The sequence below is a fragment of the Exiguobacterium sp. RM11 genome (assembly GCF_059821525.1).
In genome coordinates this window covers 403,614-424,994 of sequence record NZ_CM187558.1, presented here as the reverse complement: position 1 = coordinate 424,994, position 21,381 = coordinate 403,614, and the positions used below count along the sequence as shown (strand labels likewise).

Below are 21,381 nucleotides of genomic sequence, written 5' to 3'. Positions count from 1 at the left end.
TGTTATTCTTTCATATCGCGAATGCTCAAGCGGTTGATCGCTTTTTTGAGCGCAAGTTCCGCACGACGGAATTCGAGTTCTGAGAGCTTCGTGTCTTGGAGACGGCGCTCGGCCCGAACTTTCGCCGCAGAAGCGCGGTCATAGTCGATCTTATCCGCCATTTCGGCTGTTTCAGCTAAGATCGTCACCGTATCGGGACGAACTTCCATGAAACCGCCGCTGATTGCGATCAGCGTGCGTCCACCATCTTCGTGGCGCAGTTTGAGGACTGAGACGTCGAGTGGTGTCACCATCGGGATGTGCTTCGGTAAGATACCGAGCTCACCAGTGACCGATTTGGCGATGACCATTCGTGCGTCCCCTTCAAAGGCTGCACCATCCGGGGTGACGACGTTGACGTGAACAGTATTCATCGTCTAGTTTCCCCCTTCCGCGTAGGTCTTAGACCAACGTCTTCGCTTTTTCGATGACGTCTTCGATTGGACCAACGAGACGGAATGCATCTTCAGGAAGATCGTCGTGTTTACCTTCGAGGATCTCTTTGAAGCCGCGTACTGTCTCTTTGACTGGTACGTACGAACCTTTTTGGCCCGTGAACTGCTCAGCCACGTGGAAGTTTTGTGATAAGAAGAACTGAATACGACGTGCACGGTGAACCGTGAGTTTGTCGTCTTCAGACAACTCATCCATCCCGAGGATTGCGATGATGTCTTGAAGTTCTTTATAACGCTGAAGCGTCTGTTGAACGTTACGCGCGACTTCATAGTGCTCTTTCCCTACGATTTCAGGAGAGAGGGCACGTGAAGTCGATGCGAGTGGGTCAACGGCTGGGTAAATCCCCATCTCCGAAAGACGACGCTCGAGGTTGGTTGTTGCATCAAGGTGAGCGAACGTTGTTGCTGGAGCCGGGTCCGTATAGTCATCGGCTGGTACATAAACCGCTTGAATCGATGTAACCGATCCTTTTGCAGTCGATGTGATCCGCTCTTGAAGCATACCCATTTCAGTAGCAAGTGTCGGCTGGTAACCTACCGCCGATGGCATACGTCCGAGAAGGGCCGATACCTCAGAACCTGCTTGTGTGAAACGGAAGATGTTATCAACGAAGAGAAGAACGTCTTGTCCTTGCTCGTCACGGAAGTATTCTGCCATTGTCAAACCAGTCAAGGCAACACGGAGACGTGCACCAGGTGGTTCGTTCATCTGACCGAAGACCATCGCTGTTTGCTTGATAACGCCTGAGTCCGTCATCTCGTGGAACAAGTCATTTCCTTCACGCGTACGCTCACCGACTCCTGCGAATACAGAAATCCCGCTGTGCTCTTGCGCGATGTTGTTGATCAGTTCCTGGATGAGGACGGTCTTCCCTACACCGGCACCACCGAAGAGGCCGATTTTACCACCTTTGATGTATGGTGCGAGAAGGTCGACGACTTTAATCCCTGTTTCAAGGATTTCAACTTTCGTTGACAATTCGTCAAATGTTGGCGCTTGACGGTGAATCGGTGCACGAAGCACGTCAGCTGCCACTTCTTTATCATCGATTGGGTTACCGAGAACGTTGAAGACACGTCCAAGTGTCATTTCTCCAACTGGTACCGAAATCGGTGATCCTAAGTCAAGTACTTCCATACCGCGGCGAACGCCGTCAGTTGAGTCCATCGCAATCGTACGGACCGTGTCGTCACCAAGGTGAACAGCTACTTCAAGCGTCAAGTCGACACTAACATCGTCTGCTGTCGCTGCCACGTGTGTGACTTTGAGAGCGTTGTAGATGTTCGGTAAGTGGTTGTCGAACTTAACGTCGATAACTGGGCCCATGACTGCGACTACGCGGCCTTTCATGCCGTATTCGTTCATCGTGTTAGCCTCCTACAATCTAGAGAGCGTGCGCTTATTCAAGCGCCGACGCACCTCCGACAATCTCTGTGATTTCTTGTGTGATCGCTGCTTGACGCGCGCGGTTGAATTTGAGCTTGAGTCCGCGAATGAGTTCATCCGCGTTGTCTGTCGCACTCGACATCGCCGTCATCCGTGCTGCGTGCTCTGATACTTTCGCATCGAGCAATGCACCGTAGATGAGTCCTTCCGCATAACGTGGGAGGAGCGCCGCTAAGATCGTTTCTTCTTCTGGTTCGTATTCATACATCACATTGGATGCGGACTGTTCGATATCCCCGAGCGGGAGCAATTGTTGAATCTTCACTTCTTGGCTGATGACCGAGATGAACGAGTTGTAGCAAAGCTTCAATTCATCAATCTCGCTCTCGCTGAAGGCACCAACCGTCTGCTTGACGATTTCTGCGACTTCAACAAAAGTTGGTTGGTCGTTTAGCCCTGTCATCGCGCTATACACCGGAATGTTGCGTGACTTGAAGAACTGGACACCGACTTTTCCGATTACGTAAAGACGATACTCATCTGTTGATGTGTGCTTGTCTTTGAGTTCACGGTACACGTCACGCAAGACGCTGGCGTTGTATCCACCTGCGAGTCCGCGGTCTGACGTGATAACGATATAACCAGTCCGTTTGACGGGACGTACTTGAAGCATCGGGTGTGTCGCGCCTGATGTACCACCGGCGATCGACGAGATGACTTCTTGCAACTTGTCCATGTACGGCTTGAAGTTGGCGTTGTTCCCTTGGGCCCGGTTCAACTTCGATGCCGACACCATGTTCATCGCTTTCGTGATTTGCTTCGTGCTTTGGGTCGAGGTGATCCGCATCTGGATCTCACGTAATGATGCCATTTCGATTCACCACCTTAATAGACGCTCGTCACCGGATTAAACCGATGGCGAGAACGTCTTTTTGAATTCCGTAATTGCGTCGACCATTGCCTCGTCTGAAGGAAGGTTTCCTGTCTGACGGATTTCACGGCAGAGGTCTTTACGGTTTTGGTCGAGCCATGCGTTCATTTCTGTTTCGAAACGACGGATGTCTGTGACTGGGATGTCATCGAGATGACCTTTCGTGAGTGCGTAGATGATGATAACTTGCTTGTCTACAGAAAGCGGTGCGTTCAAGTCTTGTTTCAAGACTTCAACCGTACGCTGACCACGGTTCAACTTCGATTGTGTCGCTTTGTCGAGATCTGACCCGAACTGAGCGAACGCTTCGAGCTCACGGTAAGACGCGAGGTCAAGACGAAGTGTACCAGCAACTTTCTTCATCGCTTTCACCTGTGCCGAACCACCAACACGCGATACCGAGAGACCGGCGTTGATCGCTGGGCGTACCCCAGAGAAGAAGAGGTCCGACTGAAGGAAGATCTGACCGTCTGTGATCGAGATAACGTTTGTCGGGATATATGCTGAGATATCCGATGCTTGTGTCTCGATGAACGGAAGTGCTGTCAATGAACCGCCGCCGAGTTCGTCGTTCAACTTCGCTGCACGCTCAAGAAGGCGTGAGTGGAGGTAGAAGACATCCCCTGGGTAGGCTTCGCGGCCTGGAGGACGACGGAGAAGGAGCGAGAGCTCACGGTAAGCTGCCGCTTGTTTCGAGAGGTCATCATAGACGACGAGGACGTGTTGTCCACGGTCCATGAAGTACTCACCCATCGATACCCCAGCGAATGGCGCGAGGTAAAGAAGTGGTGCCGGCTGTGATGCCGATGCCGAAACGACGATTGTATAGTCGAGTGCGCCGTTTTGACGAAGCGTCTCTACTACGCCACGTACAGTCGATTCTTTCTGACCGATTGCGACGTAGATACAAATCATGTTCTCTTCTTTTTGGTTGATGATCGCATCGATGGCAACAGATGTTTTACCTGTTTGACGGTCACCGATGATGAGCTCACGCTGACCACGACCGATTGGAACGAGGGCGTCAATCGCCTTAATTCCTGTTTGAAGTGGTTCGTGAACCGATTTACGAGCCATAACGCCGTAAGCTTTACGCTCGATCGGGTTATAGTTGTCAGTCACGATTGGTCCAAGACCATCGATTGGTTGTCCAAGCGGGTTCACGACACGTCCGAGGAGTGCCTCACCGACTGGTACTTCCATGATGCGACCTGTACGTTTGACAGAGTCGCCTTCTTTAATGCCTTTGTAATCGCCAAGGATGATAATCCCGACGTTACCTTCTTCTAAGTTTTGCGCCAAGCCCATTACGCCGTTAGAGAACTCTACGAGTTCCCCCGCCATAACGTTATCGAGTCCGTGTGCACGAGCGATACCGTCACCTACTTGAATGACTGTACCTGTCTCGCTGACTTCGATTTCAGAACCGTACGAAGCGATTCGTTCTTTTAGCAGGGCGCTAATTTCTTCAGCTTTGATTGTCATTGAATTCACCCCTATTTCTTACGCATTCAACAATTCACGCTCGAGGCGTGTCAATTTCGTTTCGATCGTATCATCGTACGTCGTGTATCCGACTTGGACACGGAGTCCACCGATGACTTCTTCATCGACGACGTTCTTCAATTGGAGCGTCTTCCCGAGCTTCTGTCCGAAGACGAGTTCGACGTCTTTCAAGTCTGTTGCCGACAACGGGTAGGCGCTTGTGACAATACCCTCTGCAATTCCACGGTAGTCGTTGATATAGTCGCGGACGTATCGTGGCAAAGCGCGAACCTCTGCCGCACGGTCGTTTTCGACCATGACGAGAAGTGTGTTCACGACAATCGCCGTCATATCACCAAAGCTGTCTTTTAAAAGCTGTGCAAGCTCGCTGTCACTGACTGCAGGATTCGTTAAGAGATCCATGAGTTCAGGAGTCGCGTGGAGCACTTCATCGAGCAGACGCACTTCCGCTTCGACTTGGTCGAGCGTGCCTTGTTCCCGTGCTAAGTCGAAGAGCGCTTTGGCATAGCGTTTTGCTAGTGATGCGTTCATCAGTTCGCACCTTTCGCTTTAGACAGGAAGTCTGTGACGAGGGCACGTTGTTTCGCTTCATCGCCTTTAAGGTCTGATTGAAGGACGTGGCGTGCTGCCGAAAGCGCCTGTGTGACGACTTCCGTTTGAAGGGATTGTTTCGCAAGCTCGCGCTCACGCTCAATCGCTTTCTCTGCCTCGATTTTAATTTGTTCAGCTTCCAAACGCGCCTGCTCCACCAAGCGTGCTTGTTCTGCTTCTGCTTGTCGACGGCTTGCGTCGAGCATTTCTTTCGACTCTGTACGTGCTGCACTGAGTGCATCACGTTGTTCGACGACATAGTTTTCCGCATCTTTGCGGCTCTTTTCAGCGAGCTCAATCTCGTTCGCTACATACTCTTCACGCTGTCTCATCATTCCAAGGAGTGGTCCCCAAGCAAATTTCTTCAACAGGGCCAAGAGTACGAGGAATGTGAAAATTGTAAAGATCATATCTAGAATGCGGAGGCCATCGCCACCAGCACCAGCTGCAATCATCATCGTATCCATGCATACCCTCCTCTTGACTAAATAAGTGAGGGAGACGTGCTCCCTCTCATGCTATTCTCGTTAACTCGGAATCAAGAGTTGAGGAGAAGGAAACCGACAGCCACACCGATGATCGGGAGGGCCTCAACCAAACCGATACCGATGAACATTGTTTGACGAAGTTCGTTTTTGAGTTCTGGTTGACGTGCTTGTCCTTGTACTGTTCCGTATACGATCAAACCGTTACCGATACCAGCTGCGAGTGCTCCAAGACCGATAACAAGTGCTGTTGCGAGAAGATTAAGTTGTTCCATTGTGTATATTCCTCCTAAAAGTTAAGTAAATAATTTGTTTGTAACGCTTTGGCGAGATGTCCGAATCAATGTTCGGCCGAAGCTTTGTGCCCGATGTACACCATTGCAAGCGTCAGGAAAATGTAGGATTGGATAACCCCGATAAAGATTGAGAAACCTTGCCATAGAATCATTGGGAAGACCGCAAAGATTGCGCCGAGCGGGTTGAGTGCTCCTTCGGCTGTAATCGCGAGTCCCAAGATGATGGTAATCATGATTTCACCGGCAAAAATGTTACCGTATAGACGCAAACCGAGCGTCAACGTGTTCGCAAACTCCTCGATCAATTTGATCGGAAGCAAGAACCAGACTGGTTTTACGAATTCCGCCGAATAGTGCTTGAACCCATGTAGCTTCACCCCGTAGTAATGCGACATTGCAACGACGAGTGTCGACAACGCCAGGGTTACGTAAGGATCGGCCGTCGGTGAGTTGAACCACAGATAGTGTCCGGAAATGACGTTAAACGGTAGACCCATCAAGTTTGAGAAGAGAATGAACAAAATCAATGTCATCCCAAATCCGATAAAGCGTCCTCCTGTCTTCCAGTCCATCGCACTAGCGATGATTCCACGCACGAACTCCGCGAAGAATTCCATGAAGTTTTGTTTGCCAGTCGGCTTCATAGCCAAACGTCTTGTTCCCCAGATGGCGAATACGAAGACGAGTAACGCTGCTATTAGCACTGTAATGACGTTCGTCCAGCTCCCGTATAACGTATAGTCCCCAAAGTGCAGAGAATATGTGGGAAACTCATGACCCATTAATATTCACCTCTTTTCCTACTGAGCTGGGCAAGTGTGAACTCGCCAAATTGTATGATGTGGCCGGCGATTAGACCAGTTACCACCGCGATGACGGACACCCGATCTTCATAGAAAAGACCGACTATCACTGCTAACGCACCGACCGCCATTCTTGAAACGGTCCCGTGCGACTTTGGTCGACGTCCATGCTCGATGACGTCATACATGCGAATGACGCTTCGATTCTGCATATGTAGAATGATGAGACTTCCGACCCCACCGATGAACAACCCGAGAAATACGGCTTTATACATCGGGATGATGAATGCGCCGATGAGCAAAATCGCAAACCAGACGGTAAACCATTTCGTATAACGCTTCATCAGTTCTTTCTGTGCTTTTCTGTCTGCTTGAATCGTATTCATTCGTCCTCTCCTGTCAATAAACTCCGAAGGGTGAGAACTAGCGCCGTAATCCCGAACACGAGTCCGAGGATGATCGACACATTCCAACCAAACGTGCCCCAAAATTCACGTCTTTCGCCGTACTGTCCGACGAGATAACCGATGACGATCGGTCCAGCAAGTGCTGTTGAAATTTGTGAAGCGAGCGAGGCATAGGATAGGTAACGATTGTCTTTTTTCGCCATCCCGGTCCCCCTTTCACGCACGGTGCGCTTCTCTCTTCTTCACGGATTCACACTCGCGTGACCATCAAAAGTCACACAAGTTCAGAGTAATAGAAATGGCATAAGAAGTCAATGAATTTCACAATTATAAAAGCGCTTTAAATCAAGTCGTATCAATAGTTTTACGCACTTCATAAAGTAAACGATTGATGCACTTTTTAAAGAAAGTGTGAAGAAACGTTGAAATAAAAATGTTAACTTTATAACATTTCACAAACGGAATCAGATGAAGAATAGTTCAGTTATACCCCCACGTTTTGGAAATTTCAATCGGTAAACGTTTACGTTCACAAAGAGTTACGAAACGGTCGTTGACTTCATTTTGAAATCGTTTTCAACGTCCTGTTTCAGTATACCGAGGATGTTTTTGCCATGTCGAGCGATTTTGCCCATTTTTTTGTGAGGAATCTCATCGCTCTTTTTGGATGCATTTTTACGTGGCGTCTAAATGAAAGATTGCCGGATTCCTTTAAATAAGAAGAAACAGCATTCAAGTGTCTCGTGTTTTGATTTCTTTCCGTTCACTTTTGTGTCTATTTTGTGACATTCAAAAATGACAAAAATTATTCAAGATACATTATGAAAAAAAGCAGAAATCGCATCGACGATTCCCGCTTCATTCTTACTTCGTACCAAACAAACGGTCACCCGCATCCCCAAGTCCAGGAACGATATAACCGTGATCATTTAATTTTTCATCGAGTGCTGCGAGATAAATCTCTACATCCGGATGTTCTGCTTGTACACGCTCGACGCCTTCTGGTGCTGCACACAGACAAGCCAACTTGATTGACTTCGCTCCATGTTTTTTAAGAGCCGCGATGGCATCAGCAGCCGAACCGCCCGTTGCGAGCATCGGGTCGACGACGATGAAGTCGCGTTCCGTCACGTCTGTCGGGAGCTTCAAGTAGTATTCGTGTGGCTCAAGTGTTTCCGGATCGCGATAGAGACCGATATGGCCGACTTTTACGTTCGGCATCATTTTGAGGAACCCATCCACCATACCAAGTCCTGCACGTAAAATAGGGACGATTCCCAATTTCTTGCCGGCAATCATCTTTTGAGTGGAAACAGAGACCGGTGTCTCGATTTCTACATCTGTTAGGGGTAGGCTGCGCGTGATTTCGTATGCCATAAGTGAAGAAACTTCGTCGACGAGTTCACGGAACTGCTTCGTCCCCGTCTCTACTTTTCGCATAATCGTCATTTTGTGCTGAATCAAAGGATGGTCATAAACATGTACTTTTCCCATCTTGCTTCACTCCTCTCTCATTCTCTCTCGAGCATTGTACCCTAACTCTGTTGAGATGGGTAGAGCCAACTTCTATTTTAATAGAGGTCAGACGCCCTGAACGTTAATTGATTTGGAAATAGTCGTTCGCAGGGAGTTCATATGACCGAGACGTATGTTGGTCAATCAAGTAAAGTTCGGTTTCCGTCTTCCATACGTCAAACGACTGTTTCGTCAATTCTCTATATAAATGTAATTGCCCTATATTGACGGCATTCGTCGGCTTCTCGCGCATCTGGACGTGAGACAATTCATCAAACAGTTCTTGAGTTTTTGGTCCATCTAACCAGACCGTATCTCGACTTGATTCAAAGACAGCGAGTTGCATGTCCTCATCCGCTGGTCGTGAAGACATCTTACTCTGGACAGGTCGGCGGACGTGCCCCCAGATTTCAAGGACGGTTCCATATGTTTTCGAGAGTGCGAGTGAGGTCTGTTCAGACACGTCCCCTTCGATTGGTTGTTCCGAGAGGATGATTCGTTTCATCAGTTCTCGATGGTTTCCAACGAGCGAGAGGTCCTCTTCTTTAGCATCGACTTTCATGTACGGCGCTTCGTACATACTCGGAAGAACGAGTTGTCTGAGCGACGGTCCCTTTCCAATTTGCAGGGCGATTCGATCATCGGCCCTCTTCGTCAAAAAGACATAGCCTTCATTTTCTCCACTTTGAAACGGAAAGAGTCTCGGTTCGACAATCGGGTCGAGCGTCCGTCCGTTCCGAATCGTCTCAAACGTCACGTAAATTGCGCCCGTGTCCGGCGTCGTGTAACGAAATGCAGAATCTGGGATGACCGTTTCATGTGCATCGTTCACCTTAAACGCACTCGTAATTTCTTTCATGTCCTCGACGCGATCAAACTCAATCGTCGAGACGACCTCTGACTCGACAAATCGTTCCTTGTCGAGTGCTTCAAACTCTGGAATCGGTTCGATCGCAAACGTCCGCTCCATCAATTGGTTACTGTTGGCACAAGTGAGATATCGCTCTTCTCCCGCAGCAAAATACTTCACATTTTTATAGCCGAGTGCTTCATAAAGGGGATGACGGAATGTCACTTCCGCCACTTTTGCTCTTCGTTTCGGTAAGACATCGGTCGGACGCTTCTCGCAATATGTAAGTATATTTTCTTTCGTTTGTTCGGTTAATGCCACCTCAGGCTCTTGTTCGACTCGATAAGATGACAAAGGACGTAATTCAATCGCGTTCAACGTCTCGGCACCACATCCACTCAACAAGATACAACTGAGTAAGATTCCCCAGTACGTCCGCATTGATGTTCCCCCTCATTCCCAATTAGGTGAAAACCACCTAAATTTTTCTTGTACATCATAACATATAACCTATTTTTGTGATGATTTCAGAATTATTACGTTTCTGATGGCTGTGTAGAAGCTTTTGATTGGATAGATTTCTACAAAAAAACCAACCTCTTGAGAGATTGGTTCTTTCGAGCCTTCAATTAATCATTCTCACGTTCATCTTCAGAAGAGTCATCTTGTGAGGAATCGTCCTGTGAAGAATCCTCTTGCTCATATTGGTCATCGTCGGATTCATTGTCCACTTCGATGACTGCTTGATCTCGATTCAATTCAAGTTTGACAAGATCTCCGACCCGAGGTGTGTCCTCATCGATTTCAGATCGTGCAGCGAGCGGATACGTCTTATCTTTTCCATCGATGTTGATTGTGACTTCTTGATCTGTGAGTTTGACGAGCGTTCCAGTAATATATGCATCATCATCTCCGCTCTCACGGTCCACTTCTTTCACTTCATCATTTCGATTCAATTCGAGTTTCACTCGGTCACCGACTTGCGGTGTATCGTCGTCAATCTCATGTGTTTGTGCTAAGCGGTACGTCGATTCTTTTCCATTGAAACTAATCGTGACATCTTCTTTTGTCAGACTGACAAGTGTCCCGTATAGTTCATAGTCATCCTCTATTCGTGAAGATGATGAGTCATCTGATGCGTTGACGCTCGAATCTTCTGCTGACGAAGAATCGTCCGATTGCTCTTGTGCTGAGTCGTCACTCGCTTGATTGATCGCTTGCGGGACGATGACCGTGTCCGTCTGATTCCCACTCACATAAAATCCAATCCCTACAATTGCCATGACACCAAGTAAAGCTCCGATGATCCAGCCGATGCGTTTCATGTTCATTTCCTCCTCATAATGTGTTCTTCTTATTTTCATCATAAGCCTCGTGTGTGAGAGCGCATTTAAGGCTTCATTAGAAGTTGATGAGAAAATGCGAAATGTTCATCATCGAGTGAGGAAAAATACACTGCCGTCAGGATCATTCGGTTCGCTTCCGATTGTCCAGCCGTTCACATCTGCGACTTCCTTCGCAATCGCAAGACCAAGTCCACTGCCGCTCCGGTCCCTCGCCTCATCCAATCGATAAAAGCGGTCGAACAAACGAGCTCTAACTTCATCTGATAAGACAGGTCCTCTGTCTCGCACTTCGATTCGATTATCTGTCAGGTGAAGACTCGTCTCTTTTGCATATTTCAAACTATTATCGATCAAGATGACGAGAATGCGTTGTAACGATTCACGATGACCATACCAGCTACCGTTCGCATCGATGGGAAGGTGTACGCCGTGCGACCGTAAAAATCGTTCTGTTAACATGTCTCCAAGCTCAGCCAAATCAATGTCTTCTCGATCGACCTCTTCAAGCGCAGCGAAGCGATTTAACTCTAGCATCGGTTCAATCAAATCGTTTCGCATCTGTCGCGACTCCGTCAAAATATGATCGATGGCCTCGGCACGGACATTCTCGTCCTCTTGTCCCCAGCGCTGCAATAATTTCGCGTAACCTTCGATGACGGTCAGTGGTGTTTTTAGTTCATGTGAAACATCGGCGACGAAACGACGCTGTTGGTCCATTGTCCCTTCGACCCGTTCAATCATATGGTTGAATCCGTTCGAAAGGAGCGTCACTTCGTCCTTCCGGTCATCGACCTCAATCGTTTCTAATTTGCCCGATTCGGTAATCCGTTCCATCGTCTCCGTCAATCGCCGTAACGGCGACAGCCCTTGGCGTAAGATCCACCATGTACCGAGGAACGTCAAGAGCACGGCTAGGAAAAACATGACGAGAAAAATTGTCGCCAACGCTTGAATCGTGTCACTCACCGCTCGGTCTTGAAACCCGAATGCCAGCCCATCCGTCGTGGCGACGACGAACCAGTCATCGATGAGTGCGGGTTCTCCGTAATTGATGGGAAATGTCGTCCCGTCCGGCACTTCTCCACCGATGATTCCCCACTCCCCGTTTTCTTGACGCTCTAGAACGACACTGTCTTCATGAAGGGACAGCACGGCATCGCTATTTCGGACGTCTTCTTCTAATAAGTTTAACGCTTGTAGTAACACATCAAAACGTGAATCGACGATCTCTTGCCTCGCGACGAACCATGTCACGCCAAACGAGACGAGAAGGAGCAGCAACATGAACCCGGTCATCGCCCAGGCGATTTTTGTACGTAACATGCTCACTCACCACGCTTCAACATATACCCGACACCACGGACGGTTTGAATCCAAGAACCGGTCAGTTTCTTTCGGACATAACGGACATATACGTCCACAACGTTCGTGTCACCAAAGTAATCGAATCCCCACACATGTTCGACGAGTTGATCACGGGTCAAGACGCGCTCAGGGTTCTCTAAAAAGAAGACCAATAAATCAAACTCCCGTCGCGTCAAATCGATTTTATTTCCCTCGCAATACACTTCATGTCGATTCACATCGACTTTGAGTGTCTCATAGGTCAGGACATGCTCAGAATGGTCCTGCCGAACGAGCTGGCGCATGCGCAAAAACGCCCGGATTCGAGCGAGCACTTCTTCAATTTCGAATGGTTTCGTGATGTAGTCATCGGCACCTAGGTCGAGTCCACTCACTTTGTCATAGCGGTCTCCCCGAGCCGTCACCATGAGAACGGGCAACAGTGGTCGTTCTTCTTTTAATCGACGGACCACCTCGAGTCCGCTCATTTGAGGCAACATGATATCGAGTAAGACGAGATCGATTTCGTCGGCGACGGCCCGCTCTAAACCACTACGCCCATCTGTCGCCACGACGACTTCATACCCTGCATGCTTCAACTCTAGTTCCAGTAACCGTGCAATCTTCGAATCATCTTCTACTACCAGAATCGTCTGCATCCTGCTCACTCCTTTGAAAAAACGCCGAGCGGACCGCTCGACGTATTGGTATTCATTTCCCAAAATCAATCCTCAAAAAACAGACGGACGCCTTCCGGGATTGCTGATTCCACTTGTCGTTCGAGACGGTCTTCCCATTGGTCCCACGTCTCATCGACTTGCTCGATTCGCTGCTCGATGCCCGTTGCCGCGAGCGACAATTGCGTGAGGCTTGATTGCCCCGGTGTCGTAAAGAACAAGAAACCGGCAAGTCCGATTCCCATCAGGCCGATTGCCAACAGACTACTCCCAATCATTTTCATTAAACGTTTCATTCGTGCATCCCTCCTACTCGCATCATACGATGCGAAAACGAGAAATCGAGGTGGAGTTCATTAAAATTTCATGAGAAAAGGCGTTGCTTGCGCAACACCTCACTCGTCGAGCACGGATTTCGCAATCGGCGCCCAATACGTTCCTTTCATTTCTGACACAGTCGTCAGCGTATCCCGATAAGCAGGATCGTCCGCTTTTTTCTCGGCGATCCCTTTCATCCATAGGACGTCTGCCTTGTACCCAGACTCAGGATAGGAATCGAGATAAGCCGCGTAATCCGCGATTTTCGCTTTGCCTAACTTGTTGTCGACAAGGAGTCGATAAAATCCAACCGCCTGCTCTTGACCTGCTTTCGCTTCTCCGTCGAGCAACTGTTCAGCTTGCTCGTACTGTTTGTCTTGTACGAGCGCTTCGACCTCCGCTAACGGCACGACGTCAATCGCTTGACCCGGCTTCTCTTCCACTGAATCACTTGGTGCTTCTTCTTGACCTTGTAGCTGTTCATTTTCCTTCTCAAGTCGAGCGACTTCCGCTTCTAGTTCCTTCAAGCGCTCTGCCATCGCCTCTTCCTCGGTCACCGTCTCGACGACGACTTGATCGGTCTCGCTTGGCGGGACAATCGGAGGTTCGGCATCTGGCCAAAACACGAGCGCAACGACAGCAAGTCCCACGACGAGCGGAAGACCGAGCCATTTCTTATCAAACTTGAAGGCCTGTCGCCACTCGGCTAAATCTGAATGCTGGATGACGGCCGGAGAAAACGAACGAAAGCGGCGCTTGGCCGCTTTTTTCCCGTTCGCTTTCACTTCTAGCGCAAGACCTAGTCGATGGAACGCAGCGGGCACTTTCATCCCGAGGAGCGGTACGATTCGTTCGCTCGCTTCTTCGTAATAGCCATGGTCGAGGAGCGTCGTGATGACCCCGAACTCACTGGCGACAAGACGGAAAGATGGGTCGTGTTCCCCCTTACGAGCCAACCATTCCGTCATATCGAACAATGGGAGTTCGGATAGCTCTCGTTCTGCGAGTGTCCGGATGTCCATTGACTCAGCCTCGTTCTGGGTAAAGTGGGAACTTCGCAGTTAACGTACGCACGTCTTGAAGTGCTTCTGCGAGTACCGACTCATCTTCATGTTGTTTGAGTACACGACCGATTAGGCGTGCCACTTCTTGCATATCGTCCTCTTTGAAGCCACGCGTCGTCATCGCTGCCGTACCGAGACGGATTCCGCTTGTGACGAACGGTGACGCTGGATCGAATGGGATCGTGTTTTTGTTGACCGTAATCCCTGCAGCGTCGAGCGCATGCTCCGCCGCTTTCCCTGTGATGTCGATTCCTTGAAGGTCGACGAGTAAGAGGTGGTTGTCCGTTCCGCCCGATACGATTCGGAGCCCCTCTTCTTCAAGACCAGCCGCAAGTGCCTGTGCATTGGCGATGACTTGACGTTGATACTCTTTGAATTCTGGTTGGAGCGCCTCTCCGAACGCGACTGCTTTCGCTGCGATGACGTGCATGAGGGGACCACCTTGAATTCCTGGGAAGATGGATTTGTCGATTGCTTTCGCAAACTCTTCTTTACAAAGAATCATACCGCCACGTGGTCCACGAAGCGTCTTGTGCGTCGTCGTCGTGACGAAATCCGCATGCTCGACCGGGTTCGGGTGAAGACCCGCCGCCACGAGGCCAGCGATATGTGCCATATCGACCATGAGGTACGCATCGACACTGTCCGCAATCTCACGGAACTTCGCGAAGTCGATTGTGCGTGGGTAAGCCGATGCTCCCGCGACAATCAATTTCGGTTTATGTTCTTTCGCAAGCGCTGCGACGACGTCATAATCGATGTGTTCTGTCTCTTTGTCTACACCGTATTCGACGAAGTTATACTGCACTCCCGAGAAGTTGACCGGGCTACCGTGTGTCAAGTGACCACCGTGTGATAGGTTCATCCCGAGAACCGTGTCTCCCGCTTCAAGCACTGTGAAATAGACTGCCATGTTTGCTTGTGCACCTGAGTGCGGTTGTACGTTCGCATGTTCTGCACCGAACAATGCTTTCGCACGGTCACGCGCCAAGTTTTCAGCGACGTCGACAAATTCACAGCCACCATAATAACGGCGTCCTGGGTATCCTTCGGCATATTTGTTTGTCAATACGCCTCCTTGCGCTTCCATGACCGCTTCTGAAACAAAGTTTTCTGAAGCGATGAGTTCGATGTTGTCGCGTTGACGACCGAGCTCGTGTTGCATTGCCTCAAACAATTCTGCATCCTGCACTTTTAACTTCGTCGTGTTTACCATGTGAAGACCCCCTCTAAATGTCTAAAAATCAACACCCCCATCGTACCACACGCTTGTTTTTTTGGGTATCGCTATAATCTGACGAAAAGTTGGGTATCATTTAGAGAGAATGCAAAGGAGGTCACTTCATGATTGAGACAAAAGAAATCACGATCACACCGTTCGAACGCACCCGGACGGTTCGGGTGTATACACCTGCCGACTATGAGACATCGGAAAAACGGTATCCCGTTCTCTATATGCATGACGGGCAAAACTGCTTCGCCGACGAAGAGGCAAGCTACAACATGAGCTGGCGCGTTGGTGAATATTTAGACGCCTCGAAACGTGACTTGATCGTCGTCGCACTCGATAGCGCACCTGGGGAAAAGCGACTCGATGAGTACGGACCGTGGGAAAATCCATACATTGGGGACAGCCTGCTCGGACGAGACATCGTCCTTGGTGGGGAAGGATCGGCATACATTGAATATATCGCCCAAGAATTAAAACCTAAAATCGATGCCGACTACCGGACCATTCCGGAAGAAACGGCGATGATGGGAAGCTCGATGGGTGGACTCATCTCGGTCTACGCAGCGTGTGTGTATCCTGAAATCTTTAAGCGCGTTGCTTCCTTATCGTCTGCCTTCTGGTTCAATCAAACCGAGCTGGAGCAATTGATTGAGGCAAGTGATTTAAAAGGTGTCGAACGTCTCTATTTAGACGTCGGTGCCAAAGAAGTCGAAGAACCGATGGAGAACGGACCGACGAATGAGATGTATCTGGAGTCGAGCGAACGGGTGTACAACCTGTTAAAAGACAAGGTCGAGCACATCCGTTTCGAAGTGATCGAAGAAGGCGTTCATAACGAACTTGCCTGGCGTGAACGTTTCCCGATGGTCGTGTCGTATTTATTCGGTGAAGAGTTGTAACCACAAAAAAGCATCGCATTCGGTCGAAAAACCTGAATGCGATGCTTGTTTCATTTGTTTGGATAGTGAGCCCTTGGCCCACCAATCAGTTTTGGTCTCGTGACCGCAAACGTGACGTACGCTTCGCCGAGATGTTTCGACGATAGTCGGACCGGGATGGCCACTGGCTTCAAATGCATCCCAATCAACGTCGAGCCGATATCGATTCCCGCATCCGCTTGAATCGATTCGACGACACATGGTTCCTCGAAGTTCGCATATGCCTTCTCCGACATCGCCCCACCCGCCGAACGGACAGGGACGACCGTCACCTCTGTGAGACCGAACTGCTTGAGCGTCCGTCGTTCCACGGTAAGGGCACGGTTGATATGCTCACACCCTTGAAACGCCAAATGGACACCCGTCTTCTCTTTCAATTCAAGGAAGGCCTCCATCAACTCTTCTGCGACGTCGATGGACCCTGCCTTTCCAATCGTCTTCCCAAGCACTTCACTCGTGGAGCATCCGATGACGAGAATACGCTCGTCATTCAACGGGAACCGTTCGTGAAGCTCCGTTAATAATCCGAGAAGTTCCGTCTTCATCGGGCTCACTTCGATTCGTATGCGCTCATCTTGTCGACACGGTTTGAATGGCGACCGCCTTCAAAGTCCGTATCAAGCCACGTCGCCACCAAATCGACCGCAAGGCCAGGTCCAATGACACGCTCGCCCATCGTCATGATGTTCGAGTCGTTATGCTGACGTGTCGCTTTCGCACTGAATGAGTCGTGAACGAGTGCCGCACGAATCCCTTTGACTTTGTTCGCTGCGATCCCGATTCCGATTCCTGTACCGCAAATCAAAATCCCACGATCGAACTCGCCTGCCGCGACAGCTTCTGCGACCGGAATGGCTACGTCTGGGTAGTCAATCGAGTCGGCCGAGTGCGTGCCAAAGTCTTTATACTCATGTCCGAGTTCCTCAAGCAATGCTACGATGTCTCTCTTTAAGTTGAATCCGCCGTGATCGGCGCCAATTGCAATTTTCATTCGTTCATTCCCCCGTCTTCTTTGGTAGGCGTCTCGGTGGTTTCGTCACCTTTGACCCATCATTCGTTAATTTTAGCACAAGTCGATTCACGAGTGGCTCGAGTTCGTTTCGCACTTGACGATATACATTCATCGAACCGCCGAACGGGTCGTTGATGTCTCGTTCAAGCCCTGTCACGAATTCGTAGAGCGTGTACGTTCGCTCCGCCAAATCCGGGTATGTATCCCGAATTTGTTCACGGTGCGCACGTGTCATCGTCAAGATGATGTCCGCCCAATTTCCTAACACCTCATCGAACGTCTGGGTGACATGGTCGAGCTCAATCCCACGTTCTCTGAGAACTTGCAGTGCATTTTCAGAAGCATCGAATCCTTGCATCGTCCGTAGACCGGCTGAGCGAATATCAAACTCGTCCCCAGTCATTTTCGAACGGAGCAAGGCCATCGCCATCGGGCTTCGGCACGTGTTGCCACTACATATGAATAATACGCGTTTCATTGACATCGCGTGTCCTCCTCTATGTCTTTAGGCATCTTTCGTCGGGTGAACGACTTTCCCTCCCGCCGCTTTGTACAAGCGGTTGTAGACGGCTAAGGCGACCCCGACCGGTTCAATCTTGTTCACATAAATCTCATCGACGTCCGTTTCATCAAATCGACGAAGGGCATCGTATAAACGTTGCGCCGCCGCTTCCATCGAAGTACCGAGGGAATAGGTGACATCAGCCATTGTCGGCTCTTCATCGAATACGAGTGCACCGATCCGCAACCCTGTTTGCTTCCGCTCCTCAATGACACGTTGCAAATCCTGACGTGTGCCATCGACTAAGAAGACGGGCGCCGTTGGGGCATAATGCGTGTATTTCATTCCCGGTGATCGTGGTGCGGCTTTGTCATCACTCAAATTGGCATCTAAGGCGACCGGTCCGATGACAGCTTCGATTTCTTCTCGCGTCACGCCACCCGGTCGTAAAATCGTCACCGCGTCACCCGTACAATCGATGACGGTTGACTCGACGCCGATTCCAGTTGGTCCTCCATCGACAATCCCCGCAATCCGCCCGGCTAAATCGTCAGCCACATGTTGAGCGGTCGTCGGAGAAGGACGTCCGGAACGGTTCGCACTTGGTGCCGCAAGCCCTAAGCCTGACTTGCGAATCAACTCAAGTGCCGCCGAATGATTCGGCATCCGAAGCCCGATGGAATCCAGTCCTGCGGTCACGAGCGATGAGGCTCGGCCGTTTGAAGGCAAGATGATCGTCAAAGCGCCTGGCCAAAACGCATCCATCAAGCGCTTGGCAACGGGAGGAATCGTATCGACAAACAACTTCGTTTGTTCGATTGAAGCGATATGGACGATGAGTGGGTTATCCGACGGTCGGCCCTTCGCCTCAAAAATCTTGCGAATCGCCACATCATTCATGGCGTCCCCTGCGAGACCATAGACCGTTTCTGTCGGCATGGCGATGATTTCACCCGCTTGAAGAAGACGTACCCCCTCTTCAATCTCATTCGATTTAATCCATTTCGTTTCCATACGCAATCCCTTCCCTTACGGCATAGACGATACGGTCCTTGCCGTTTATATCTTTTAAAATACCCGTTTCTGCTTCAGGATAACGTTCAGACAGTAATGATTTCACATCTTGTCCTTGGTTATACCCGATTTCAAACGCAATCAATTGCCAATCGGCACGTAAGACGCGCACTGACTCTGAAATCAGTTGGCGATACATGTCGAGTCCATCCGCTCCGCCAAAGAGTGCGAGATGCGGTTCATAGCCGATAACCGTTTCATCTAATAACACGTTGGCCTCGATATATGGTGGGTTCGAGACGAGAATCCGAATCGATTGATCGGCAATCGGGGCGAGTCCGTCCCCTTCATAGAAGCGAACATTCGCACCGAGCGCTTCCGCATTCCGTTTCGCGACTACAATCGCTTCCGGGGAAATGTCGACCGTCTGTACCCGGACACCGAGTTCTAAACTGAGCGTGATCGCAATCGCTCCGCTCCCTGTTCCGACATCCACGATTTCATCGTCCGCTACGTGACGAATTTGCCCGAGAAGCCAGTCAATCAACTCTTCCGTTTCCGGTCTGGGGATTAAGACGTCCCGATTCACTTCGAACGAGCGACCATAAAACGGCGCCTGCCCGATCACGTGTTGTACGGGTTCGCCAGTCAATAGACGCTCGATTCCAGCTTCGAACCGTTCCGCTTCATCCATGGATAGTTCATCCGACAATCGAATGAGGAGACCTGTTCGGTCGACATCAAGCACGTGCATGAGCCACCATTCGGCAGCCGCACGGTCACGCCCGGCTTCTTGAAGTCGCTCTTCTGTCTGCTTAAGTAGCGCAGCGACACGCATCATTCCGCATCCTCCATGAGTCGTGCCTGTTCATCCATGATGAGGGCGTCAATGATGTCCTCGAGTTCACCTGCTAATACACGATCTAACTTCTGGAGCGTCAATCCGATACGATGATCGGTGACACGACTTTGTGGAAAATTATACGTGCGAATCCGTTCAGAACGGTCCCCTGTCCCGACAGCAGATTTCCGCTGTGCCGACAGTTCTTCCATATGCTCGCTTTGCATCTTGTCATATAGGCGTGCCCGAAGGACCTTCATCGCCTTGTCTTTATTTTTATGTTGCGATTTCTCGTCCTGACATGAGACGACGAGACCAGATGGGATGTGTGTCAAACGGACAGCGGACTGCGTGGTGTTGACGGACTGTCCTCCTGGGCCTGAAGAAGTGAACGTATCGACACGTACATCTTTCATATCGATGTGCACCTCGACATCTTCCGCTTCAGGTAAGACGGCAACCGTCGCCGTAGACGTATGAATCCGTCCACCTGATTCCGTCGACGGGACGCGTTGTACACGATGCGCGCCGTTTTCAAACTTGAGCTTCGAGTAAGCACCTGCCCCGTTGATCATGAACGTGACTTCTTTGAACCCACCGAGCTCCGTATAGTTCGCGTCAATGAGTTCAACTTTCCAGTTTTGCCGCTCGGCGAAGCGCGTGTACATCTTGTATAAATCACCTGCAAAAAGGGCTGCTTCGTCTCCTCCTGCCGCACCCCGGACTTCGACGATGACGTTCTTATCATCATTCGGGTCTTTCGGAAGCAACAAAATCCGCAACTTCGCTTCTAACTCTTTCACTTCCGGCTCCAAGAGGTTCATCTCTTCTTTCGCAAGCTCGCGCATGTCGGCGTCGAGCGTCCGGTCTTCGAGCATCGCCTTCGCTTCTTTGAACGCCTCGCTCTTTTCTTTATATTGACGATACATCTGTACCGTCTCTTCTAACTGCGCCTGTTCTTTCGAATATTGTCTCAACTTCGTCGAGTCGCTGAGCACTTCTGGGTCGGCGAGCATTTCATTCAATTGCATATAGCGATCTTCTAATACACTTAAACGGTCAAACATGATGATCCGTCCTTTCTCCGTCAAATCAAACTCTATCTATTATAGCAAAAAAACGGACCGCCGAGGGCGGTCCGTCGATTCATCAGTCTACCACCGTATGGCGGACCGGATGTGGTTTATTCGGTACGTCATGGCAATGACGGCATCGCGGTTCGTACGACTCCGAAGCCCCAACCAAGATGACCGGATCTTCATAACGAGCCGGCTGTCCGTCAATCAAGCGTTGCGTCCGTGAAGCCGGTGCGCCACATGACAAGCAGATCGCCTGCAGTTTCGTCACAAACTCCGCACGCGACAACAGCTCAGGCATCATCGTGAACGGCTCACCCCGGAAGTCCATATCGAGTCCGGCACAGATGACGCGTTTGTCCTCGTTCGCGAGCTGTTCGATGACATCGACAATCCCTTCATCAAAGAACTGTACCTCATCAATCGCGATGACTTGTGTTTCTTCGCGCACGGCATCGTATAAGTCTTGGCTCGACGCGACGGGTACCGCCACGACCGAGTTGCCCGTATGTGAGACGACGTTCTCTTCATGATACCGGTCGTCGATTGCTGGTTTGAATACTTGGACCGGAATCTTTCCATAGTGAGCGCGGCGGACACGGCGAATCAATTCCTCCGACTTCCCTGAAAACATACTCCCACAAATCACTTCAATCCAACCGTATCGGTTCGTCACATGCATCATTGTTCTTCGCCCTCTCCATCGATAATCGCTTTCCGATTATACCTATCTTTCGAGTTGAGGAAAAGGGT

General features: G+C 50.0%; 26 protein-coding genes. 1 reads left to right on the top strand and 25 read right to left on the bottom strand.

Annotation, left to right across the window (positions count from 1 at the left end):
• Nucleotides 1-2: 2 nt before the first annotated feature.
• The 18 genes from AC5LIL_RS02390 to glyA form a co-directional block, all read right to left on the bottom strand.
• Nucleotides 3-413 (bottom strand): F0F1 ATP synthase subunit epsilon, encoded by a 411-nt coding sequence (locus tag AC5LIL_RS02390; RefSeq protein ID WP_012727354.1) that lies wholly within the window; start codon nucleotides 411-413, stop codon nucleotides 3-5.
• Nucleotides 414-441: 28 nt separating this feature from the next.
• A complete protein-coding gene (gene atpD, locus AC5LIL_RS02385; RefSeq protein ID WP_074035892.1) occupies nucleotides 442-1,860 on the bottom strand; it encodes a F0F1 ATP synthase subunit beta in 1,419 nt (472 codons plus the stop codon).
• Between the two features lie 34 nt (nucleotides 1,861-1,894).
• Nucleotides 1,895-2,752, bottom strand: coding sequence for an ATP synthase F1 subunit gamma (gene atpG / locus AC5LIL_RS02380; protein ID WP_074035890.1), 858 nt, complete (start codon nucleotides 2,750-2,752; stop codon nucleotides 1,895-1,897).
• 36 nt (nucleotides 2,753-2,788) lie between these two features.
• Nucleotides 2,789-4,297: a F0F1 ATP synthase subunit alpha gene (atpA, locus tag AC5LIL_RS02375; RefSeq protein WP_078147660.1), complete on the bottom strand. Its 1,509-nt coding sequence runs from the start codon at nucleotides 4,295-4,297 to the stop codon at nucleotides 2,789-2,791.
• A gap of 18 nt (nucleotides 4,298-4,315) precedes the next feature.
• Complete coding sequence (locus AC5LIL_RS02370) at nucleotides 4,316-4,849, bottom strand: F0F1 ATP synthase subunit delta (RefSeq protein ID WP_074035886.1); 534 nt, start codon at nucleotides 4,847-4,849, stop codon at nucleotides 4,316-4,318.
• Nucleotides 4,849-5,376 (bottom strand): F0F1 ATP synthase subunit B, encoded by a 528-nt coding sequence (gene atpF, locus AC5LIL_RS02365; RefSeq protein ID WP_499824749.1) that lies wholly within the window; start codon nucleotides 5,374-5,376, stop codon nucleotides 4,849-4,851. Before atpF ends, AC5LIL_RS02370 begins: the two co-directional genes overlap by 1 nt.
• Nucleotides 5,377-5,447: 71 nt before the next feature.
• Nucleotides 5,448-5,669 (bottom strand): F0F1 ATP synthase subunit C, encoded by a 222-nt coding sequence (atpE, locus tag AC5LIL_RS02360; RefSeq protein ID WP_012727360.1) that lies wholly within the window; start codon nucleotides 5,667-5,669, stop codon nucleotides 5,448-5,450.
• A 65-nt stretch (nucleotides 5,670-5,734) separates the two neighbouring features.
• Complete coding sequence (atpB, locus tag AC5LIL_RS02355) at nucleotides 5,735-6,472, bottom strand: F0F1 ATP synthase subunit A (protein WP_074035878.1); 738 nt, start codon at nucleotides 6,470-6,472, stop codon at nucleotides 5,735-5,737.
• Nucleotides 6,472-6,879, bottom strand: coding sequence for an ATP synthase subunit I (locus tag AC5LIL_RS02350; protein WP_214784793.1), 408 nt, complete (start codon nucleotides 6,877-6,879; stop codon nucleotides 6,472-6,474). The genes atpB and AC5LIL_RS02350 overlap by 1 nt, the downstream gene beginning before the upstream one ends.
• A complete protein-coding gene (locus AC5LIL_RS02345) occupies nucleotides 6,876-7,103 on the bottom strand; it encodes a hypothetical protein (protein ID WP_026825087.1) in 228 nt (75 codons plus the stop codon). The genes AC5LIL_RS02350 and AC5LIL_RS02345 overlap by 4 nt, the downstream gene beginning before the upstream one ends.
• 661 nt (nucleotides 7,104-7,764) lie before the next feature.
• Nucleotides 7,765-8,394, bottom strand: a complete 630-nt coding sequence (gene upp / locus AC5LIL_RS02340; protein ID WP_074035874.1) for a uracil phosphoribosyltransferase — start codon at nucleotides 8,392-8,394, stop codon at nucleotides 7,765-7,767.
• Between the two features lie 103 nt (nucleotides 8,395-8,497).
• Complete coding sequence (locus AC5LIL_RS02335; protein ID WP_214784795.1) at nucleotides 8,498-9,706, bottom strand: hypothetical protein; 1,209 nt, start codon at nucleotides 9,704-9,706, stop codon at nucleotides 8,498-8,500.
• Nucleotides 9,707-9,894: 188 nt separating this feature from the next.
• Nucleotides 9,895-10,590, bottom strand: a complete 696-nt coding sequence (locus tag AC5LIL_RS02330; protein ID WP_499824748.1) for a hypothetical protein — start codon at nucleotides 10,588-10,590, stop codon at nucleotides 9,895-9,897.
• Nucleotides 10,591-10,698: 108 nt separating this feature from the next.
• Nucleotides 10,699-11,934, bottom strand: a complete 1,236-nt coding sequence (locus tag AC5LIL_RS02325; protein ID WP_499824747.1) for a sensor histidine kinase — start codon at nucleotides 11,932-11,934, stop codon at nucleotides 10,699-10,701.
• A gap of 2 nt (nucleotides 11,935-11,936) precedes the next feature.
• Nucleotides 11,937-12,614 carry a response regulator transcription factor gene (locus AC5LIL_RS02320; RefSeq protein ID WP_214744568.1) on the bottom strand — a complete coding sequence of 226 codons (678 nt, stop codon included), beginning with the start codon at nucleotides 12,612-12,614 and terminating at the stop codon, nucleotides 11,937-11,939.
• Between the two features lie 65 nt (nucleotides 12,615-12,679).
• Entirely contained in the window at nucleotides 12,680-12,928 is a 249-nt protein-coding gene (locus AC5LIL_RS02315; RefSeq protein ID WP_499824746.1) for a hypothetical protein, read from the bottom strand.
• 99 nt (nucleotides 12,929-13,027) lie between these two features.
• Nucleotides 13,028-13,972: a hypothetical protein gene (locus tag AC5LIL_RS02310; RefSeq protein WP_499824745.1), complete on the bottom strand. Its 945-nt coding sequence runs from the start codon at nucleotides 13,970-13,972 to the stop codon at nucleotides 13,028-13,030.
• A gap of 4 nt (nucleotides 13,973-13,976) precedes the next feature.
• Nucleotides 13,977-15,230 carry a serine hydroxymethyltransferase gene (glyA, locus tag AC5LIL_RS02305; RefSeq protein WP_074035858.1) on the bottom strand — a complete coding sequence of 418 codons (1,254 nt, stop codon included), beginning with the start codon at nucleotides 15,228-15,230 and terminating at the stop codon, nucleotides 13,977-13,979.
• A 128-nt stretch (nucleotides 15,231-15,358) separates the two neighbouring features.
• Here glyA and AC5LIL_RS02300 point away from each other — a divergent pair, with 128 nt between their 5' ends.
• Complete coding sequence (locus AC5LIL_RS02300) at nucleotides 15,359-16,144, top strand: alpha/beta hydrolase (RefSeq protein ID WP_499824744.1); 786 nt, start codon at nucleotides 15,359-15,361, stop codon at nucleotides 16,142-16,144.
• 50 nt (nucleotides 16,145-16,194) lie between these two features.
• Here the strand turns inward: AC5LIL_RS02300 and AC5LIL_RS02295 are convergent, their stop codons facing one another.
• From AC5LIL_RS02295 to AC5LIL_RS02265, 7 genes are all read right to left on the bottom strand, one after another.
• Nucleotides 16,195-16,737 carry a TIGR01440 family protein gene (locus tag AC5LIL_RS02295; protein WP_483297443.1) on the bottom strand — a complete coding sequence of 181 codons (543 nt, stop codon included), beginning with the start codon at nucleotides 16,735-16,737 and terminating at the stop codon, nucleotides 16,195-16,197.
• Nucleotides 16,734-17,174, bottom strand: a complete 441-nt coding sequence (gene rpiB / locus AC5LIL_RS02290) for a ribose 5-phosphate isomerase B (protein ID WP_214694546.1) — start codon at nucleotides 17,172-17,174, stop codon at nucleotides 16,734-16,736. The genes AC5LIL_RS02295 and rpiB overlap by 4 nt, the downstream gene beginning before the upstream one ends.
• Before the next feature lie 4 nt (nucleotides 17,175-17,178).
• The gene (locus AC5LIL_RS02285) at nucleotides 17,179-17,679 is read right to left on the bottom strand and encodes a low molecular weight protein arginine phosphatase (protein ID WP_214694549.1); all 501 of its coding nucleotides are present in this window, start codon (nucleotides 17,677-17,679) and stop codon (nucleotides 17,179-17,181) included.
• A 21-nt stretch (nucleotides 17,680-17,700) separates the two neighbouring features.
• Nucleotides 17,701-18,711, bottom strand: coding sequence for an L-threonylcarbamoyladenylate synthase (locus AC5LIL_RS02280; RefSeq protein WP_499824743.1), 1,011 nt, complete (start codon nucleotides 18,709-18,711; stop codon nucleotides 17,701-17,703).
• Entirely contained in the window at nucleotides 18,692-19,549 is an 858-nt protein-coding gene (gene prmC, locus AC5LIL_RS02275) for a peptide chain release factor N(5)-glutamine methyltransferase (protein ID WP_499825344.1), read from the bottom strand. Before prmC ends, AC5LIL_RS02280 begins: the two co-directional genes overlap by 20 nt.
• Nucleotides 19,549-20,619, bottom strand: coding sequence for a peptide chain release factor 1 (gene prfA / locus AC5LIL_RS02270; RefSeq protein ID WP_074036532.1), 1,071 nt, complete (start codon nucleotides 20,617-20,619; stop codon nucleotides 19,549-19,551). The genes prmC and prfA overlap by 1 nt, the downstream gene beginning before the upstream one ends.
• Before the next feature lie 82 nt (nucleotides 20,620-20,701).
• On the bottom strand, nucleotides 20,702-21,313 hold the full coding sequence (locus tag AC5LIL_RS02265; protein WP_214694566.1) for a thymidine kinase: 612 nt from the start codon (nucleotides 21,311-21,313) through the stop codon (nucleotides 20,702-20,704).
• Nucleotides 21,314-21,381 lie beyond the last annotated feature (68 nt).